This is a genomic window from Sorangium sp. KYC3313 (assembly GCF_052075895.1).
Taxonomy (GTDB): domain Bacteria; phylum Myxococcota_A; class Polyangia; order Polyangiales; family Polyangiaceae; genus Sorangium; species Sorangium cellulosum_B.
Genome location: NZ_CP197255.1, coordinates 11,706,067 through 11,724,049 on the forward strand (window position 1 = coordinate 11,706,067; position 17,983 = coordinate 11,724,049).

A 17,983-nucleotide genomic window follows, 5' to 3' on the forward strand; every position below is an offset into this window, starting at 1 on the left:
GACGGGTCGAAGATGACTATCCATGGTAGACACCAAGGACGCGGCGCGACGGCGTGTCTCTCGTACGACGCGTGTCGATGGCGCGCCGGAATGCTTCGTTTTGCAGGAGACTTCATGGAAAAGATCTCGCTGACGTACTTTGTCGACTTCGTTCTCAAGGCCGGGACGCCCAAGCTGACCGGCGTCAGGGAGTTCAAGGAACGGAAGGACGAGCTCTACACCGACTTTTACAGGCAGGTGCGAGAGGCGATCGTCGACATGCACAGGAGCGGAAAGCCCACCAGCGTGCTCGACGGCTTCCTCGCCGCGCAGCACGACGAGCGGCGCCGCCGCATCTACCCGTCGGTGGTGAATGGATATCGCAAGTTCCTCGCCTCGACGAAGATGACGTGGTTCGAGCCGCCGGTGTCGACGTACCGCCTGGGCGATCTCGAGATCAACGTCAATCCGGAGCTCGGGCTCGTCATCGATGGGACGCCCCACGTCATCAAGATGTATTTCCGCGGGGAGCCGCTGTCGTCCAAGCGCGTCTCGGTCGTGCTGAACCTGCTCATGAACGGCCTCGCGGAGAGCACGCCGGGCGGCGCCTTCGCGGTGCTCGACGTGCGGAACGCCAAGATTCACACCTTCAAGGTGCCGAACCCGCGTCTCAGCCTGCTGCTCCGCGGCGAGGCGGCCTCCTTCGCCACCATCTACACCGGGCTCTGATCGCGGCGCCGCCGCGCGAGGCGGCGCCGCGCAGCGCGGACATGACGCCGCGTCAGCCGTCGATCACCTTGCCGGGGTTGAGGATGCCGCCCGGGTCGAAGGCGTGCTTGATGCGGCGGTGCAGCGCGAGCGACGCCGCGCCGAGCTGGCGGGCAAGGAGGCCGCGCTTGAGCGTGCCGACGCCGTGCTCGCCGGTGATCGTGCCGCCGAGGTCGAGCGCCTGCGACATCACCTGGTTGAAGGCCGCGACCGCGCGCGCCTCGGCCGCGGCGTCGCTTCCATCGAACACGACAAGAGGGTGAAGGTTGCCGTCGCCCGCGTGCGCCACCGTCGCGATGGTGGTCTGCGTCGCGGCGGCGATCGCCTCGATTCGACGGAACATCTCCGGCAGCTGCGGCAGCGGCACGGCGACGTCGTCGACGAGCACCGTGCCGAGCTGCTCGACCGCCGTGAGCGCGAGGCGGCGCGCGGTGAGCATCATCTGCCCCTCGCTCTCGTCCTCGGTGGTGGCGATCACCGTCCCGCCGGCGGCCTCGCAGGCCGCCTGCATGCAGGAGAGCTCGGCGGACCCGGGCGCGTCGCTCTGCGCGATCAGCATCGCGGCAGCCTCGGTGTCGAGGCCGAGCGGGCGGAAGCGCTCGACGGCGCGGAGGGCCGTGCGGTCCATGATCTCGAGCATCGACGCATCGACTGACCGGACGAGCGCCGCGACGGCCCGCCCCGAGGCCTCGAGCGATGCGAACGTCGCGACCAGCGTGGTTGCCGGCGGGGGCCGCCGGCGCAAGCGCAGGGTGATCTCGGTGATCAGCGCGAGCGTGCCCTCGGAGCCGACCAGGAGCCGCGTCAGATCGTAGCCGGCGACGTCCTTGCGGCTCCGGCCGCCTGTGCGGAGCACCGTCCCGTCGGCGAGGACCGCCTCGAGGCCGAGCACATAATCGGAGGTGACACCGTATTTCACGCAGCACAGGCCGCCGGCATTGGTGGCCACGTTGCCGCCAAGGGTCGAGATGGCGTAGCTCGACGGGTCGGGCGGATACCACAGCCCCCGTTCGTGCGCGGCGGCCTTGAGCTCGCCGTTGAGCACCCCCGGCTGGACGACGGCGAGCATCGCCGCCTCGTCGATCGCGAGGATCCGGTTCATGCGCTCGAAGCTCAGCACCACGCAGCCGTCGCTGGCGGTCGCCCCGCCCGCCACCCCGGTCCCGGCGCCGCGCGGCACCAGCGCGGTGCGGTGCCGGGTCGCCCACTGCGCCAGCGCCTGCACCTGGGAGGTCGAGGCAGGCCGCGCGACCGCGACGGGCCAGCCGCCAGGCGCCCAGAGGGCCTGATCGCGGCGATAGCCCTCCAGGATGTCCCGATCCGTCACCAGGCCGTCGCCCAGGACAAGGGCGAGCTCGTCGAGCGGGTTCATGTGCCGTAGAACTCCGAGAGGTGCGCCCTGAGGAGCGTCGCGGCCGACCTCGCGTTACCGCGCTCGATCGCGCGCAGGAGCGCCCGGTGCCCCTCGACCACCCGCGGGCGGATCGCCGCGAACGAGCGCGCCCGCAGCGCCTCTTCGAGGTGGAGCCGGAAGCTGTCCTTGACCGCGTCCATCACGAGCGCGAGCACCTGGTTACCAGAGGCCGCGACCAGCGCAACATGGAATGCGATATCGACGTCGTGGAACTCGGTGGGGAGATCTGCGGCCGCCCCATCCCCGCGAGCGCGGCGCACGCCTCGTCGAGGTGAGCGGCGACCGGCGCGGCCGCAGAGCGGGTCATCGCGGCCGTCTCGATCGCGACGCGCAGCTCGATGAGGTCCGGGAGCGACACATTCCGGAGCTGGACAATCGCGCTCCCGCTCGTCCGTGCACATGCAATTTTTCTACAACCATTACCATGGCAAATGACACGGCAATATGTTATGCACACCACGAAGATAAATCACTTCTGTGCGCCAGCCGCACGTCGGTCTTCACGGGGAGAACACCTTTCATGAAATTTGCTACCAGACAGCGTGGTGCTGCTTGCTCGAGGCTCCTTGCGGCTTCGGTGATCCTTGGCTTATTCGCGGCATCCGGATGCACCGCCGAGCTCGAGGCGCCCCCGGCGTCGTCCGAGGACGAAGGGGCCTTCATCGCGGCCGAGCCGGAGGAGGATGCCCTGGGCACGTCCGAAGGGGCGCTCGCCAGCGGAACCGTATCGGCGTTCGGCGGCTGTCCCGGCGCTTATCCGTCGTGCACCACGTGCGGCCCCTACGCGTGCGGCCAGACGTGCTGCGCCACGGAGCGGGAGCCTGGCTTCGAGTTCTCGTACCCGGATGACTGCTCGAGCTGGACCCGCCCGGCGTGGCAGCCGACGAGCGATCCGCCGCTCGTGTGCCACATCGATCCGGACAGGCACTGGGATGGCGTCGAGATCGAGATCTACGCGGCGAAGCGCTATCAAGACACGAGCTGCGCGCCGCAACCGAGCCGGTGGCAAAAGGACAAGGTCGCGGAGGTCGATTGCAGCTGGTGGACCGCCCTCACGGACGGGAGCACCTGCGGGCGGCGCGTGTTGAACAAGGTGACCGAGCTCGCGGCCGCGGGATACGCGCCGTTCCTCCCGAACCCGGAGGGCGACAACTGCCCCACCGGCTCCGCGCCGCCGCCGCCGCTGCCGCCGCCCCCGCCTCCGCCTCCGCCCCCCAACGACGATCCGTGCAGCAACTGCCGCGGGGGGACCTCGTGCTTCTGTGGCGACGACGTGTGCCGCCCGAGGACCACGGCCTGCCCCTGATCCGATCGACGAGGGCACGGGCCGGTTGAGCACGCCAGCCCGCGGAGGCTGCCGCCCTGCCGTCCTTGCTGTGGAGACGCTGCCCCCTTATTGCCGCGCACTCTCGTTGATGCCGAAGCTCCTCTTATCGAGCATGCTTCTTAGATGCCGGCGCGGGGTTAGTGTCACCTCCCCCGGTGCTGCCCGAGAAGGATTCGAGCGAGGTGAGGCTGAATTCCGACTGCTCGGCTCGCCGCCAGGCGCGCTCGCCGCGGCCGCTCAGGCGGCGACGAGCATCCGTTCCCCGTCGCGCCGCGCCGCCGCCGATGTCTCGTCCCAGGCGGCGTCGGCCTCCGCGCGCTGGAGCCGACCGAAGGCCTGCACCTCCTTCCGCTCGCCCTCGACCTCGGCGTCTTCCGCCGGCGGCGCCGGCGCCGGCCCCGTCATCGCGTCGCCGACCGCCTCGCGCACCTCGCGCCCGCCCTCGGCCAGGCAGTAGGCGAGCACGCGCCACCCGAGCTCGGCGTGCAGCGCCTCGTCGCGCGCGATCTCGCCGAGCGCCACGCGCGCGCCCTCGTCCCTCGCCCCCGCGAGCGACCGGCGCGCCCGGGCCGCCGCCGCTCCCTCGCCGAGACAGCCGTCGTGCCACGCCTCGAGCGCCATCCGCACGAGCGCCGCTTGCCGGTCGGCGTCGCGCGCCGCAGGAGGCGGGAGAAGCGCGGGCCTGAGGCGCCACCCCGCGAGCGCGCTCGCGAGCTCGCTGCAGCGCGCCGTGTGGCGCACCTCGTCGCCGAGCGCGGCGAGCGCCCGCGCCACGAGCGACGCGGGCGCGCCGACCGCCGCGAGGTCCCGCGCGAGGGCGAGGAACGCCGGGATCGAGCCGCACTCGGCCCGCGCGCTGTCCAGCCACGCAGACGCGAGCGCCGCCCGGGTCGCGCGATCGAGCCGCGCCGGGCGCGACACAGCGGGGCCCAGCCCGAGCACCGGCGGGAGCACGACGCCATCGGCCGTGCGCAGCGGCCGGCCGTCGATGCCATGGGACCGCTCTCCGAAGATCGGAGCGGCGTGGACGCCCACGCCCAACATCTGCTCGGGGGCGAACGGTTCGCCCGACAGTGGAATGGCCGCGCCCGTCGAGAAATCGATGACCGCCGGGTCGAGCAGGCTGGCCATCACACCGACGTGGAGACCATGCTGCCCCGGGAGCAGGTCGCGGTAGGGGGTGCGGTACATCCAGCCGAGCTCGCCGTCGATGCTGGCGTCGCGCGACAGATCGCCGCCGCCGTGGGTGCCGATCGCGAAGCGGCCCGCAGAGAAGTTGAGCCACGTCGCCTGCGCGAACGGACCGAATCCCATGTGCCCCGAGTCGAACGCTCCGGCGAAGCTGCCCTCCATGAGGAACGTCGCGCGGAGGTCGGCGCCCAGACCGAAGGCGACGAGCTTCGGACCGAAGGAGACCGACAGGGAGACCCCGACCGACATGGCAAAAGGCTCGTCGGCGCGCGCCTGGCCGGGCAGCGAGACGAGGGCGGCGACACCGAGGGCGGCGAGCACGGGCGGGAGCGCGCGGGAACAAGAGGACATGGAACCTCCGCAAGCCACAAGGGGAAGGATCGAGCTCGGCTCCAAATTTACCAGAGGACGCAAACCGGCACGACCGCGGTGGACGACGGAAAACGGCTCTGGAGCGCGGGAGCACGCGCCGCGCGCGGTCCGCTGGGAGCGCCATGTTGCCGCTCGACCGACGGCGAGCGAGCTCGCGGCGGAGAAGGCGCCACGTGCAACAGAGCGCGACCTTCCGGGCGGAACATCACATCCAGGAGCCCGCGAAAAAAGATTGACTCTCCATCCCGCAGTGTCGCCACATATCCATCTGGGCGTTGCAAAAAGTTTGTCGAATTGAGAAATTCCCCTCGCCAGGCGGATGGGGCACCAGCACCCTCGGCTGGGTCGTGGGCCCCCTGTCTCTCGCCTGCTCGACCTCTGGGGTGCGGCCGGCAGCAACGCTCCTGCTTAACACGAGAAAGGAAACGGAGACCATGACACGCACTTATCGTCACTTGCTGCTGCCTCTGACCCTCGCGCTCGTCTCGCACGTGGTCGGCTGCTCCGGCTCAGACGCGGAGGCGGACGCCTCGAGCGACGGCTCGACCAGCGCCTCGTCCACCTCCGGCGGCACCACCTCGTCCACCTCCGGTGGCGGCACCACCTCGTCCACCTCCGGCGCCGGCAGCACCTCATCCACCTCGGGCGGCGGCAGCACCTCATCCACCTCGAGCGGCGACACCACCTCATCCACCTCGAGCGGCGACACCACCTCATCCACCTCGAGCGGCGACACCACCTCGTCCACCTCAGGCGGCGGGACGACCGAGAAATTCAGCTTTTTCGTGACGAGCCTCGCCGCCATGCGGGAGGTGTCGGGCTCCCAGGACGGCTTCGGGGGTGACCTCCGCTTCGGGGAGACAGGGCCGGGCGCCGGCCTCCGCGGCGCGGACAAGATCTGCGCGACGATCGCCGAGAAGAGCCTCCCGGGCGCAGGAAGCAAGACGTGGCGCGCGTTCCTGAGCGCCACGGCAGGCGAGGACGGGAAGCAGGTCAACGCGATCGACCGGATCGGCGAGGGGCCCTGGTACGACCGGCTCGGCCGGCTGGTCGCGAACGAGAAGAAGGAGCTGCTCAACACGCGCCCCAGCGGGGCCGACGCGGCGATCATGAACGATCTGCCGAACGAGGACGGCGTCCCCAACCACCAGCCCGACCCGGGCCAACCCGAGGTCGACAACCACGACACCCTGACGGGCTCCAACACCCAGGGGCAGCTCCAGGGCGCCAACGCGACGTGCAAGGACTGGACGGCCAAGACGGGAGACAGGGCCGAGGGGACACCGCAGGTTGGACACTCGTGGCCAAGGGGAACCGGCGGCGGACCCGGCGGGGGCGGGACCTGGGCCCACTGGATAACGACCCACAATGCACCGGGGTGCGCGCCTGGGGTCAATCTCGTGGACTCGGGAGGCCCGGCGCCGGGCTCGAACACCGTCGGCGGCGGCGGCGGCTACGGCGGGATCTACTGCTTCGCCTTGACGCCCTGACGCAGGCAACCCGGCGCGCTCTTGATGGGCGCCTCGCAACGAGGGCGATCCGGGCACTTCGCCTGCGACCGAGCTCTTCCAGGCGATCGCCGACGCCGTCAAGGAACGGCGCTCGGCTTCCTCTCGCGCGCGACCCGGAGGAGAGGGCGCCGTACAGGAGATCCTCCTTGGCCATACGATGGCGGCACCTCGGCAGGGTCGCGGTCGATGCCTCCGGAGCGCGCGGCCACGGCGCCGGCTTCACCGGGAGCGCTGCGCACAGGCGCAATCGATCACGCCGGGAAGCGAGAGCCCCTCTCCGGCCCGATACTTCACGTTGGAAGCCGCCGGCGCTTGGTCGCTCTCGCGAGCTGCCTCTCGCTCCGAGGAGAGCGTGCGTCGCTGCTGGGCAGCCTCAGCTACGGAGTGAGCCTCGTGCTCGGCTACCATCGTGCTTGGGCACAAGGGCGCTCGCTCTCTTCTCGGGAGAGCAGCATCCCGCGAAGGGGCCCGCCGGACGCGCCGGGATTGGTCCGGTTCTTGAACGCCACTTCGATCGTGATAACGAAACGGAGCACCTGGCTGACGGCCACTCGGTGGGGGCGAGCCCGTCGTCCGGACATCCTGCTCGGAGCAGCGACAAAGGAGGGTGACAAATGGTCATGAACGACAGATTGATCATGCCGACGCGAGTCGTCAGGGACTACCTTAACAGTTCCCTTGTCTGGAACGACTTCCTGACGCAGGGCGGCTTCGTCTCCGGCGACATCGTGGTGGCGGACCCGTTCAAGGCGGGGACCACGTGGACCCAGCGCATTATCCAGCAGATCCTCGACAACGGAGAAGAGCGGAAAGACGCTCTCTCGGACACGTCGCCCTGGCTGGACTCCAGCTTCGGCGACCACGCCGCGATGCTGGCGATGCTGAAGGCGCAGCGTGAGGCCGGCGAGCGTCGTGTGCTGAAGTCGCATTTGCCCGCGGACGCCGTGCCCATCGCCGCGCAGGCCCGCTACATCTTCGTCGGCCGGAACGGCAAAGATCTCGGCATCAGCTTCCACAACTACTTGAGTCAGTTCTCCGCCGAGACCATGGACAAGATCGACCGCATCCACGCGAAATGGTCCAACGATCCAACGCGGCTCGTTATTCCGGAGGACGCGCAGGCGTTCTTCGACAAGTGGCTGGACACCGACGGGTACGGCTGCTGCGATCTGTTCGACGTCGTGCGATCGTGGTGGAAGCTCCGGGGCGAGCCGAACGTGCTCCTCGTGCATTACCGGCGGCTCAAGGAGGATCTGCGCGGTCAGATCGTGCGCATCGCCGAGTTCATCGACGTCGATCCGACCAGGCTGCGGCTGGACGTGATCCTGGAGCACTGCTCCTTCGGCTACATGCGCGAGCGGGCCGAGCAGATGGCCCCGTTCGCCGGTACACACATGCGGGACCCCAAGGCGTTCTTCCACAAGGGGCCGGCCCGCGACTACCGCGCCGAGATCACCCCCGAGCAGACCGCGCGCTTCGATCGGCTGGCGCTCGAGAAGCTGGGAACCGACTGCGCCCACTGGCTGGAGACCGGCGAGGAGCGCCCCGGAGCGTCGGCCGGCGGGCGTCGTCAAGCGGCCTGATCGTGCCCTCGCCCCTGCGTCGCTGAAAGGAGGAGCTGCGCGACCTCCGGGCGGCTGAACTCGGGAGGAGGCAGCTTCCCGGCGCGCAGCAGCTCGCGCACCTGGGTCCCCGAGAGCGTGATGCGCGTCTCCGGCCCTCCAGGCGCGGTCTTGTCGGTCGCCATCCCGCCGACGACCGTGGACCAGAAGGCCTCCTCGAATTTGAGCGGCTCGATGCCGAGCTCGCTCGGGAGGAAGTCGTCGAACGCACGCTGCGCGTCGTACGTCCCATAGAAGCGCCCGACGCCAGCGTGGTCGCGCCCGACGATGAAGTGCGAGCAGCCGTAGTTCTTGCGCACGAGCGCGTGGAAGATGGCCTCGCGCGGTCCCGCGTAGCGCATGGCGGCCGGATACAGCCCCAGGACGACCCGGTCTGCGGGGTAGTACTTCTCCAGCAAGAGCTCGTAGCAACGCATCCGCACGTCCGCCGGGACGTCGCCGGCCTTGGTCGCGCCCACGAGCGGGTGGAGCAGGAGCCCGTCCGTGATCTCGAGTGCACACTTGGTGATGTGCTCGTGCGCGCGATGGATCGGATTGCGCGTCTGGAATCCCACGACGCGCCGCCAGCCGCGCGCCTCGAAGGCTGCCCGCGTCGCCGCCGGATCCCGGGGATACTCCGGGAACTGCGGAGAGAGCGGCCGCTCGATCAACCAGACCTCGCCGCCGAGGTACACGTCGCCCGACGACCGCAGGTAGGCGACGCCCGGGTGGCCTTCGTCCGTTGCGCCATAAACGTTGCGCGCCTCGACCTCCTTGTCCGGCGTCCAGCGGTCGACGAGCTCGAGCACACCGACGACGCGCCCGTCCGGCGACGCCAGCGCCACCTCGCTGCCGAGGGAGAGACGAGCGGCGTCCTCGTCGGGGACCGCGAGCGTGATCGGGATCGACCAGACGAGGCCGCTCTCCAGCCGCCGCTCGCGGACCACGTGCAGGTAATCCCGCGACGTCATGAACCCCTTGAGCGGGGAATAGGCGCCATTGCCGATGAGCTCCAGATCGCTCGCCCCGCGCTCATCGAGCCTCACCCTGGGTAAGCCGGCCACGCGCTCGAGCAGCCGCTGTCTGGCGTCGCCGCGAACGAACCTGTCGACGAGCTCCCCGCCGTGCGGGGGCGCGAGGCCCGCCCTCGCCGGCTCGGCCGGCTGCGCCATGGGACGGACATACCCGAGCTCCTCGAGCTTGGCGAGGATCCTGGCGAGGCCCTCGCGGGGCGACTCGCGATCGGTGTGAACGATCACCTCGGGCGAACGCGGCGGCTCATACGGATCATCGACGCCGGTGAAGCCCTTGATCTCGCCCGCGCGGGCGCGCGCGTAGAGCCCCTTGATATCCCGGCGTTCGAGCACATCGATCGGGCACTCGCAATAGACCTCGCAGAAACGCCCGATCGCGCGCCGCTGCTCGTCGCGGATCTCCCGGTAGGGGCTGATCGCCGCGGTGATCGCGCATGCGCCGGAGCGCGCCACGAGCCTGGCGACGAAGCCGATCCGGCGGATGTTGGTGTCGCGATCCTCTCGCGAGAACCCGAGCCCCTTCGAGAGGTGTGTGCGGACGACGTCTCCGTCGAGCGACTCGACATGCACGCCCCGCCTCGGCAGCTCGGCAGCCTGCATGGCGGCCAAGGTCGACTTGCCGGACCCCGACAACCCGGTAAACCACACGACGAAGCCCTCGCCCGAAGCCATTGTGTGCCTCCTTTCGACGTATCCGTACACCGCTTTGGGCACGCAGTATGCCACTTTGCATGGGCGCGCCGGCCGACTCGCGCCCCCGTGCGCCCGTACACGACCGTCGTCTGCGGTACGCGGGTGCGGGCGACCTCCGCGGCTCGAGCGGGCTCCGCCCGCCCCCCGGGGCGCGGCGACGTGGCGCGACGCAGCGGTATGACGATGTACCTGATAGCGGCGCTCGGTCTGATCATCGGGATCGTATCGGCCATCCTCGGGGCCGGCCCGTCGATCCTCACCGTGCTGCTCTTGACGAGCGTCGCCGGGCTCGAGCTCCACAGCGCGGTCGCCACCTCGCTCGTGGCCGTCATGCTGATGAGCCTCGTCGCCGTCGTCCCGTACGCCATGGAGAACGCCGTCGTCTGGCGGTACGCTTTCACCTTCGGTCTCGCCTCGATGACGGGAGCGTACCTCTCCGGACACATCGCGGGTGTGATCCCGGAGCACATCCTTCGGGTGATCTTCTTCATGGCCACCGTGGTCGCGTCCGTCGCGATGCTCTGGGATCGCCCCCCGCTTCCGCTGGACCAAGGCAGAAAACGATCGAGCTGGCGGCCTATGGCTGTGCTCGCGGCAGGGGGGATCCTGGTCGGTTGCTTGACCGGCCTGGTCGGTCTCGGCGGCGGGTTTGCTATCGTCCCCCTGCTCGTCATGTTCACGGGGACCCCCGTGCACGCCGCGATCGGCACCTCCATCCTCGTCATCGCGATGAACACGATGGCTGGTCTCGCCGGCCATCTCCCCCACCCGCCGATCGATTGGCCGCTCGCCGTTTCGCTGAGCATCACCGAGTGCGCAGGCAGCCTGGCCGGCGCCAGGCTCGCCAGGCACATCAGCGCGGCCGTGCGGCGTTGGGCGTTCGCTGGCCTCATGCTGGCGGCGTCGGCCTTGACGCTCGGACAAGCCATGCATGGATATCATCCCTCGCACGTGCTGAACGGGTGAGGCCGCGGCTGCGCCAATCCCCGCCACGTCCCCAATCCCACGGCGGCCGACTGTGCACCCTTGGGACATGTGGGCGCGCCCTGGCGATCCGCTGCGCCCGGTATTAATCATGGGGTAGGATGAAGACTGATCCGGAGCTCGACGAGGTACTCCGTATTGCGCGCGCCGCTGAGCGTCGCGTGCGCGCCATCTACGCCACCGCCTTCACGGTCGAGCTCAAGGGACCGGGTGATCCAGTGACGCGCGCCGACCGAGAGGCGAGCGACATCATCTGCGAATCCCTGGCCTCATCCTTCCCAGGCGACGCCATCCTCTCCGAGGAAGGTGTGCCCGAGGATCCCGCGGAGGTGGCCCGCCTCGTCACCTCGCCCCGGGTGTGGTTCGTCGATCCTCTCGACGGCACGCGCGAGTTCACCGAGCACATCGGCGAGTTCGCGGTGATGATCGGCCTCGCCGTCGCCGGCCGCGCCGTGCTCGGCGTGGTGGTGATGCCGGCTGACGGCGAGGGGATCGCCGGCCGAGCGGGCGGCGCCGCGTTTGCCGAGGACGCTCACGGCGCGCGGCGCCCTCTCTCGGTGAGCGCGGTGAGCGATCCGCGCGAGGCCACGATCGTGATCTCCCGCTCCCACCGCCCTCCGCTGCTCGACCCGTTGCTCGCTCGCCTCGGCACCGAACGCATCGTCCCCTGCGGATCGGTCGGCGTGAAGGTGGCGCGCCTCGTGCTGGGGCAGGCCGATCTCTACGTGCACGACGGCGGAGGCGCCAAGCGCTGGGATACCTGCGCCCCCGAGGCTGTGCTGACCGCCGCAGGCGGGCGCATGTCTGATCTCGACGGCGCGCCCATCGACTACCGAAGTGACGACCTCGTCCTGCGGCGCGGCATCGTCGCTACCAACGGCGCGCTGCACGAGGCGGTGCTCTCCGCGGTGGTGGCGAGCAAGGTGCGCGCGGCTGCGGCTCGAAACGACGACAGGGCCGTGACCAAGGGTTCCTGAGACAGACATGTCGGCGGGGGCCGACGAGAGGTGCGCATTCCGGGAGGGGTATGGCGCGCGATATCCTGATCGCCGTCGTGATCACCGCAGCCATCCAGTCCGTCTTCGGGGTCGGGGTGCTGCTGTTCGGCACGCCCATCCTCCTCCTGCTGGGGTACTCCTTCACCAAGACGCTGACGGTGCTCTTGCCGATATCCATCTCCATCAACCTGCTTCAGATCGCCCAACACTGGCGCCAGATCGACTGGACCCTGTTCCGAAGGATCCTTCTGTACACGATCCCCTTCGTCGTGGCTTGCCTGGCGTTCGTCACCCGCGTCAAGATCAACGTCGGCTTCATCATCGGTCCGTTCCTCGTGTTCGTCGCCCTCAAGGACTTCTCCCGGCGGATCGGCGCAGCGGTCGAGTCCCTGATACGCTACGAGCGCACCTACCTCGTCACGATGGGGGTCGTGCACGGCCTTACGAACCTGGGCGGCTCGCTCCTCACCGCCCTGGTGCACGCCAAGAGGTACGACAAGGACGCGACTCGAGTCACCACCGCCATCGGCTATTGTGCGTTCGCCGCATTCCAGATTGCCACGCTGGTGGCCACCGCCGCCCACGCCCCCGTCGACTACGGCGCGCACGCCATCTACGTGGCGACAGGCATCGCCGTCTTCTTGCTGGTCGATCGGCTCGTCTACGTCAGGTTCGACAACGCCGGGTACAGGCGCCTCTTCGCGGCGTTCCTCTTCGCCTCGGGGGTCCTGCTGACCTACAAGGCGTTCGCCCGCTGAGCTGGCGCGGGAGCGCCGCGGCGAGCGTCTTGCGGAACCTGCGTGGACCTCCGAGGGCGCGCCGGCGCCGAGACGGCGCGCAACGCGGGCCCGCGACCCGGCCAAGGGGGGCCGCGAGCTCCACCCGCGCCGCACGATGCGCCGCGGCCAGCAGACCGCCGTCGCCGGCCGCGCTCGCCGGCGACCGGCGCCGCGGACCTCAGCGACACGTCGACTCGAGCGGCCCCCCGTTCACCGGCGCGCCGCCTCCCATTCGGGGCTGCTCAGGAAGTACGTATCGAAGAGCTCCTGCACGTCGCGCAAGGTCTCGGGCGGCTCCTCGCCGCGGGCGATGCGCGTCAGCTTGCGGAAGTAGTCGAACCGCTCGACCCCTGGGGTGATGACGACCAGGAGCTCTGCGCCCTTGCCGCGCGCGGCGGCGAACGCGTGGGCGACCCGCGGAGGGACCACGAGGAGATCGCCCTTCTCGGCCGTCACGACGTCGCTCCCCGAGAGGACCTGCACGGCGCCGTCGAGCACGTAGAACATCTCGGCCGAGCCGTCGTGACGATGGGGCCGCGCGCCGTCCGCGTCCTTCGCGAGCGTCACACGCACGGTGGAGAGGGCCCCGCCCGTCGCGCTGCTGTCCGCGAGGAGCTGGATCCGCGCGGCGGGAGAGCCGACGATCTCAGCGTCAGCGCCACGGACGACGACCGACCGATCGAAACAAGGCTGGATGATCGACATGCCACCCAGTGAAGCACCCGTTGAGAGAGCGCTCACCTGGAAAAACGTACGGAGCGCGCCCGCAGGCGGGGCGCCGCATGCGCTGCGTTCCGCGCCGCCGGCGAGAGGCGGCGCCTGCTCAGGTGAGCGGCAGGGCGCCCCCGGTGTTCAAGACGCCCTCGCCGAAGCTCTTGACGTCCTCGAAGCCCATGTAGTGGAAGCAGCTCACGAGCATGTCGGCGAAGGAGCGATCGCCGCGGAAATCCACCAGCCGCCCGCGCCGGAAGTAGTCGTGCGCCTTGCCCGCGAAGACGACGAGGCTGTCCTCGATGCTGTGGCTGTCGCCCTGCCCGAGCTCGTTCCAGTGCACGACGAGCGTGTGATCCCAGAGCGTGCCGTCACCGTCGCTCGTGTTCTTCAAGATCTCGTAGAGCTTCGTGTTCTGCTCCCAGAGGTGCCTGTGGATCTTGCGTACCTTGGCGAACGAGTCGTCGTCGCTGTTGTGCGAGATGTCGTGGTGCCCGTCGCTGAGGCCCAGGTTCGAGTAGACGCGGTTGCTGGTGTTGCCGCTCCAGTTGAAGTGCACAACGCGCGTCAGATCGCAGGCGAACGCGAGGGCGCTGATCTTGAAGAACAGCTCGCCCATGATCGCGTGGTTCTCGTCGGCGTAGGGGTTGAGCCGCTCGCCGAGCGGGGTCTTCACGCACGCGGCCGCGCCGTTGCCTGCCTGGAGCGCGCGCTCGACGTCGCGCATCGCGTCGAGGTGCTGCTGGATCTTGGCGCGGTCCTCGGCGCCGACCCGGGTGAGGAGGGAGTTGCCCTCTTCCCGCACCAGATCGATGGCCGACTGCTTCTTCGCCAGCCGCCTCAGCACCTCTTGCTGCGCGCCCCCGTCGTCGGGCATGGAGGCGAAGATCCGGGCGTAGGCCTCGTACGGGTCGGTCTCCGGCGGGATCGGGCTCTGCTCGCCCGCGGGCCCCGCGTGGGAGTGGGTGTTCCAGATGTCGTTCCACTTGTCCCCGACGCGGTACACGAGGTGCCGGTGCGCGATGCTCTCGTTCGCTTCCAGCACGCGACCGCCGATCGCATAGTCGGCGCTCGGCCCCTCCACGTAACCGATGGTGCTCTCGGTGCCGCCGATGGGGAACGACCCGGTGCCGGACTTCCACGGAGCGAGCGAGCTGCCGCCCTGCTGGTGGTTGTCGGCCCGCTCGGACTCCGGCAGATCGTAGAAGCGCTTGTGCAGGTTGTTGAGAAAGAGGAGGTCCTCGCGGTACGGCTCGAGCGGGGCGAGGAACTCGCCGAGCTGAAAGCTCGTCTCACCGCGGGCGTCGAAGCGCCGATCCGTCTCGTCGCCGTTCGCCTGGAACACGAACATGATGCGGCGCGGGGACGGCGTCGTCTGGGCTCGCGCGCGGCTCGAACGCATCGCATCGAGGAACGGGAGCGCGAGCGCAACTCCGGATGCGCCACGCAGGAAGGTACGGCGGCTCAGAGGTTTCATTGTTTCTCCGGGACGATGACGGGGCGGTAGCGGAAGGCGTCGGTCTGCGTGAGCGCGACCAGGAGCTCGGACAGGCTGTAACCGCTGTCCTTGAACGCGAGCGAGAGCGACGCCATCGAGCAGCGATCGGCGTCGGTCTTGTCGCGACCGTAGAAGAAGCGGAAGTTTTGCAGCACGTAGCAGGCGCGCGCCTCCTCGCTCTGCGCGAGGCGCTGGCCCAGCTCGGCGGCGTTCGCCACAGGGCCGTTGACGTCGCGCGTGCTCGAGATGGCGCTCGAGGTGTCGATCGGCCTGCCGGCCTCGTCCGTGGCGCGGGGGCGGCCCACGGCGTCGAACGACTCGAACACCACGCCGATGGGATCCATCAGCGCGTGGCACCCCGCGCAGCTCGGCTCGGTGCGGTGGAGCTCGAGGCGCTCGCGCTGCGAGAGCCCCTCGCCCAGGCCCTCGAGATCGAGCTTCACGTCGTTGGGCGGCGCGGGCACGATCTGGCACAGGACATCGGTGCGCACCTTGAGGCCGCGGCGGACGATCGAGGTGCGCGTCGCCTTGTCGCGCGTGAGCATCATGCCCTGGGTCAGCACCCCCGAGCGGCCAGGCATGTCGACCTTGACGAAATCGTCGCCGCTCACCCCGCTCACGCCGTAGTGCTGCGCGAGCGCGCCGTTCACGAAGCTGTAGTCGGCGGCGAAGAGGTCGTCGAGCGAGCCGCTCGGGCTCGCGAACAGGTCCTTCACGAACGTGCGCGTCTCCGCCCGCAGCAAGGCGGGCAGGTCGCGCGGGAGGCCCGGATACACCGCGGGATCGCGGTTCATGCTGCTCAGGATGTCGGTGTCGAGCCACTGGTCGAAGTACTCGAGCAAGCGCTCGGCCCTGGGATCGGCCAGCATGCGCCGCGCCTGGGCCTCGAGCTGCTCCGGCGTGCCGAGCTCGTCCGCCTCCGCCGCCCGCGTGAGCTCCTCGTCCGGCTGCGACTGCCAGACCAGGTACGAGAGCCGCGAGGCCATCTCGTACGGCGTGGGCTCGGTGACGTCCCCCGTGCTCGCCTGGCCGAGCTCGACGCGATAGAGCACGTTCGGCGACTGCAGCATGCTGAAGACGACCCACTCGATGCCGTCGTCGAAGGTGTACCCGTCCGCTCCCGCGGTGAAGCGCTCCTCGTAACTCTGGACCTCGGCTTCCGTGAGCGGCCGACGGTACGCCCTGGCGCCGAAGGTGCGGATGAAGTCGCGCGCGCACTCGAGCTCACCGATCTCCTCCGGATCGCAGGAGACGAGGCCCGAGGCGTGGGCCGCGACAGCGGCGACCTGCTCCGCGGCGTCGAGGAACTTCTGCGCGACGAGCGAGCCGACGTTCAAGAAGCTCGCGTTGTTGCGGAAGCCGAGCGACTCGGACTCGTTCGGAAATGTGGCGACCACCTTGTCGACTGCGGAGGCCACGCCCGGGACGCCGGAGAAGAGATCCTTCACCGTGTTGGCGTACTCGTAATTGCTGAGACGGCGGAGCGGCGCCGTACCGGGCCTCGGCGTCTGGCAGAACGCCGAATCCAGCACGTCTTCCGGGGGCTGGACGATCCCAGGTTCGTCCCCGCCGGGGCCCGTGCCAGCCCCCGTGGACTGGCCGGGCCCGCCGATCTGGCCGTTGCAAGCCGCGACGAGCGCGAGCAAGAGCGGCGCAGCGTACCTGAGGTGTGAGCCGAAGAGCTCGAGAGGCCAGCGATGCGTGTGTTGCTCGGGGTTCACCGTGTTCTCCACGCCGCGCCCGAAGGAAGGCACGAGTTGGTGCGAGCGCCGACCACATGGATCGGCGCCTGCACGGGTTCCCGACGCTGCGACTCAACAGCGCCGATTTGATATTATGTACCAGAACCTGTCCCGTCCGGCTCACGGCAGAGGTCGATCGCGGACATTTTTGTGCCCCAACGACCCACCAGCTCACCCATTTTATCTACTGCTGTCGCGTTTTTGAACCTCGACGGTAGCTGCGCGCGGCGCCTCACCGCACATCACTGCCGAGAGCAGATAGTTCAACTATCAACGATTTTGACGCCTGGACGACGGCGTGGTCCGGGATCACCTCGACGCGTCTCGCTGAGCGCCCGCGATCCCAGCGTCACGCCGCCGAGAGGCCCCCATCAGGCGATCACCTGTAGAAGCCGACGTCGTCGATATAGACGTCGAAATCCTGCCCTTCCGTGAACCCGAACTCGATCGCGAAGAGCCCTGTGAGGTCGATGGCCTCGCCGGTTGGCTCGGCGTCCCCGCCGCCGCGCGCGAGCTCCTCGAAGGGGATCACGACCGGGGCCCACGCCGTGCCGAGGCGCGCGATGAATGACCAGTCGTCGAAGCACGGATTGGCCACGTCCTCTCCCGATTCATCGCAGATCCCGCCCGCGGGATCCGAGGTCTTGTCCGGGATGTTGACCTTCATCGTCGTCGCCGCGCCCGCGTCGCCGAGCTTGGCCCAGAACACGATACCGCTGTACGCCGACGCGTCGTAGGCGAGCAGGCCCCCGTCGGGGCCGTTCAGCGCGAAGCCGAACCCGGCGCCCCACTCCGTGAAGCCGGATCCGAACGTGTGCATCGCCATCGTGCTCTCGCCGCGCGGCTCCGCGAGCGCCTCCGGGACGAACCCGACGGGATTCTCGTCCGAGTAGACCGGGGGAGTCTGCGTGCCCGTCCCATCATTGAAGCTGTACCAGTAACCGACCCTGCCGCCCGCCTCATCGATGGCGCTGTCGCCGTCTTCCATGTCGTCGATCAGCTCGACGTCGGTGGGGACGACCACCTCGCCCCCGCCCGCGCCAGTGCCGGCCTCGCCCCCCGCGCCTGCGTCGGCCTCGCCGCCCGTCGCGCCGCCCGCGCCGTCCACGAGGTGGTAGCTGTCGTCCAGCCCCACGAGCGTGGTGCATCCCCCGGCTGTGAGCGTCAACGCCGCGCACATCCATGCTGCACGCCTCTTCGCCATATCTTCTCCTACCATCACCGCGTGGGCACGGTCCACCGCGGCCCCACCGCGCCCACGGCACCCCGGAGAGCCAGCGACGGACGCGGGCGTTGGACGGATCTGCCCTGCGGCGCTGGGCGACACCCGGGACTTGCGGCGCAGCGCCGATCCGTGAGACCTTCTGTGCGTGAGTTCACC

General features: G+C 69.4%; 16 protein-coding genes. 7 read left to right on the forward strand and 9 right to left on the reverse strand.

What is annotated here, in order from left to right; all coding sequences use genetic code 11:
• Positions 1–114: 114 nt before the first annotated feature.
• On the forward strand, positions 115–708 hold the full coding sequence (locus ACSRUE_RS44575; RefSeq protein WP_437761563.1) for a hypothetical protein: 594 nt from the start codon (positions 115–117) through the stop codon (positions 706–708).
• A 52-nt stretch (positions 709–760) separates the two neighbouring features.
• Here the strand turns inward: ACSRUE_RS44575 and ACSRUE_RS44580 are convergent, their stop codons facing one another.
• Together ACSRUE_RS44580 and ACSRUE_RS44585 are read right to left on the reverse strand one after the other, a co-directional pair.
• Positions 761–2,119 carry an FAD-binding oxidoreductase gene (locus ACSRUE_RS44580; protein WP_441288873.1) on the reverse strand — a complete coding sequence of 453 codons (1,359 nt, stop codon included), beginning with the start codon at positions 2,117–2,119 and terminating at the stop codon, positions 761–763.
• Positions 2,116–2,421 (reverse strand): FadR/GntR family transcriptional regulator, encoded by a 306-nt coding sequence (locus tag ACSRUE_RS44585; RefSeq protein ID WP_437761565.1) that lies wholly within the window; start codon positions 2,419–2,421, stop codon positions 2,116–2,118. Before ACSRUE_RS44585 ends, ACSRUE_RS44580 begins: the two co-directional genes overlap by 4 nt.
• 317 nt (positions 2,422–2,738) lie before the next feature.
• Between ACSRUE_RS44585 and ACSRUE_RS44590 the strand changes: the two genes are divergently transcribed.
• Complete coding sequence (locus ACSRUE_RS44590; protein ID WP_441288874.1) at positions 2,739–3,467, forward strand: hypothetical protein; 729 nt, start codon at positions 2,739–2,741, stop codon at positions 3,465–3,467.
• A gap of 258 nt (positions 3,468–3,725) precedes the next feature.
• Here ACSRUE_RS44590 and ACSRUE_RS44595 read toward each other — a convergent pair whose 3' ends face one another.
• Together ACSRUE_RS44595 and ACSRUE_RS44600 are read right to left on the reverse strand one after the other, a co-directional pair.
• Positions 3,726–5,030 (reverse strand): hypothetical protein, encoded by a 1,305-nt coding sequence (locus ACSRUE_RS44595; protein ID WP_441288875.1) that lies wholly within the window; start codon positions 5,028–5,030, stop codon positions 3,726–3,728.
• Between the two features lie 472 nt (positions 5,031–5,502).
• A complete protein-coding gene (locus tag ACSRUE_RS44600) occupies positions 5,503–5,856 on the reverse strand; it encodes a hypothetical protein (RefSeq protein WP_441288876.1) in 354 nt (117 codons plus the stop codon).
• On the opposite strand from ACSRUE_RS44600, the gene ACSRUE_RS44605 reads away from it, so the two are divergent.
• Together ACSRUE_RS44605 and ACSRUE_RS44610 are read left to right on the forward strand one after the other, a co-directional pair.
• The gene (locus tag ACSRUE_RS44605; RefSeq protein WP_441288877.1) at positions 5,855–6,541 is read left to right on the forward strand and encodes a hypothetical protein; all 687 of its coding nucleotides are present in this window, start codon (positions 5,855–5,857) and stop codon (positions 6,539–6,541) included. The genes ACSRUE_RS44600 and ACSRUE_RS44605 overlap by 2 nt on opposite strands.
• A 635-nt stretch (positions 6,542–7,176) precedes the next feature.
• Entirely contained in the window at positions 7,177–8,145 is a 969-nt protein-coding gene (locus ACSRUE_RS44610; protein ID WP_441288878.1) for a sulfotransferase domain-containing protein, read from the forward strand.
• On the opposite strand, the gene sat is transcribed toward ACSRUE_RS44610, so the two are convergent.
• Positions 8,133–9,869 (reverse strand): sulfate adenylyltransferase, encoded by a 1,737-nt coding sequence (gene sat, locus ACSRUE_RS44615; protein WP_441288879.1) that lies wholly within the window; start codon positions 9,867–9,869, stop codon positions 8,133–8,135. The genes ACSRUE_RS44610 and sat overlap by 13 nt on opposite strands.
• Before the next feature lie 198 nt (positions 9,870–10,067).
• Here sat and ACSRUE_RS44620 point away from each other — a divergent pair, with 198 nt between their 5' ends.
• The 3 genes from ACSRUE_RS44620 (at position 10,068) to ACSRUE_RS44630 (ending at position 12,630) form a co-directional block, all read left to right on the forward strand.
• Positions 10,068–10,856 (forward strand): sulfite exporter TauE/SafE family protein, encoded by a 789-nt coding sequence (locus ACSRUE_RS44620; protein WP_441288880.1) that lies wholly within the window; start codon positions 10,068–10,070, stop codon positions 10,854–10,856.
• A gap of 119 nt (positions 10,857–10,975) precedes the next feature.
• Positions 10,976–11,851 carry a 3'(2'),5'-bisphosphate nucleotidase CysQ family protein gene (locus tag ACSRUE_RS44625; protein WP_441288881.1) on the forward strand — a complete coding sequence of 292 codons (876 nt, stop codon included), beginning with the start codon at positions 10,976–10,978 and terminating at the stop codon, positions 11,849–11,851.
• 50 nt (positions 11,852–11,901) lie between these two features.
• Positions 11,902–12,630 (forward strand): TSUP family transporter, encoded by a 729-nt coding sequence (locus ACSRUE_RS44630; protein WP_441288882.1) that lies wholly within the window; start codon positions 11,902–11,904, stop codon positions 12,628–12,630.
• Positions 12,631–12,861: 231 nt separating this feature from the next.
• Here the strand turns inward: ACSRUE_RS44630 and ACSRUE_RS44635 are convergent, their stop codons facing one another.
• The 4 genes from ACSRUE_RS44635 to ACSRUE_RS44650 form a co-directional block, all read right to left on the reverse strand.
• The gene (locus ACSRUE_RS44635; protein ID WP_441288883.1) at positions 12,862–13,356 is read right to left on the reverse strand and encodes a cupin domain-containing protein; all 495 of its coding nucleotides are present in this window, start codon (positions 13,354–13,356) and stop codon (positions 12,862–12,864) included.
• Positions 13,357–13,474: 118 nt separating this feature from the next.
• Positions 13,475–14,764 (reverse strand): DUF1552 domain-containing protein, encoded by a 1,290-nt coding sequence (locus ACSRUE_RS44640; protein WP_441288884.1) that lies wholly within the window; start codon positions 14,762–14,764, stop codon positions 13,475–13,477.
• 71 nt (positions 14,765–14,835) lie between these two features.
• Complete coding sequence (locus ACSRUE_RS44645; protein ID WP_441288885.1) at positions 14,836–16,581, reverse strand: DUF1592 domain-containing protein; 1,746 nt, start codon at positions 16,579–16,581, stop codon at positions 14,836–14,838.
• Between the two features lie 400 nt (positions 16,582–16,981).
• On the reverse strand, positions 16,982–17,770 hold the full coding sequence (locus ACSRUE_RS44650; protein ID WP_441288886.1) for a hypothetical protein: 789 nt from the start codon (positions 17,768–17,770) through the stop codon (positions 16,982–16,984).
• Positions 17,771–17,983: the final 213 nt, after the last annotated feature.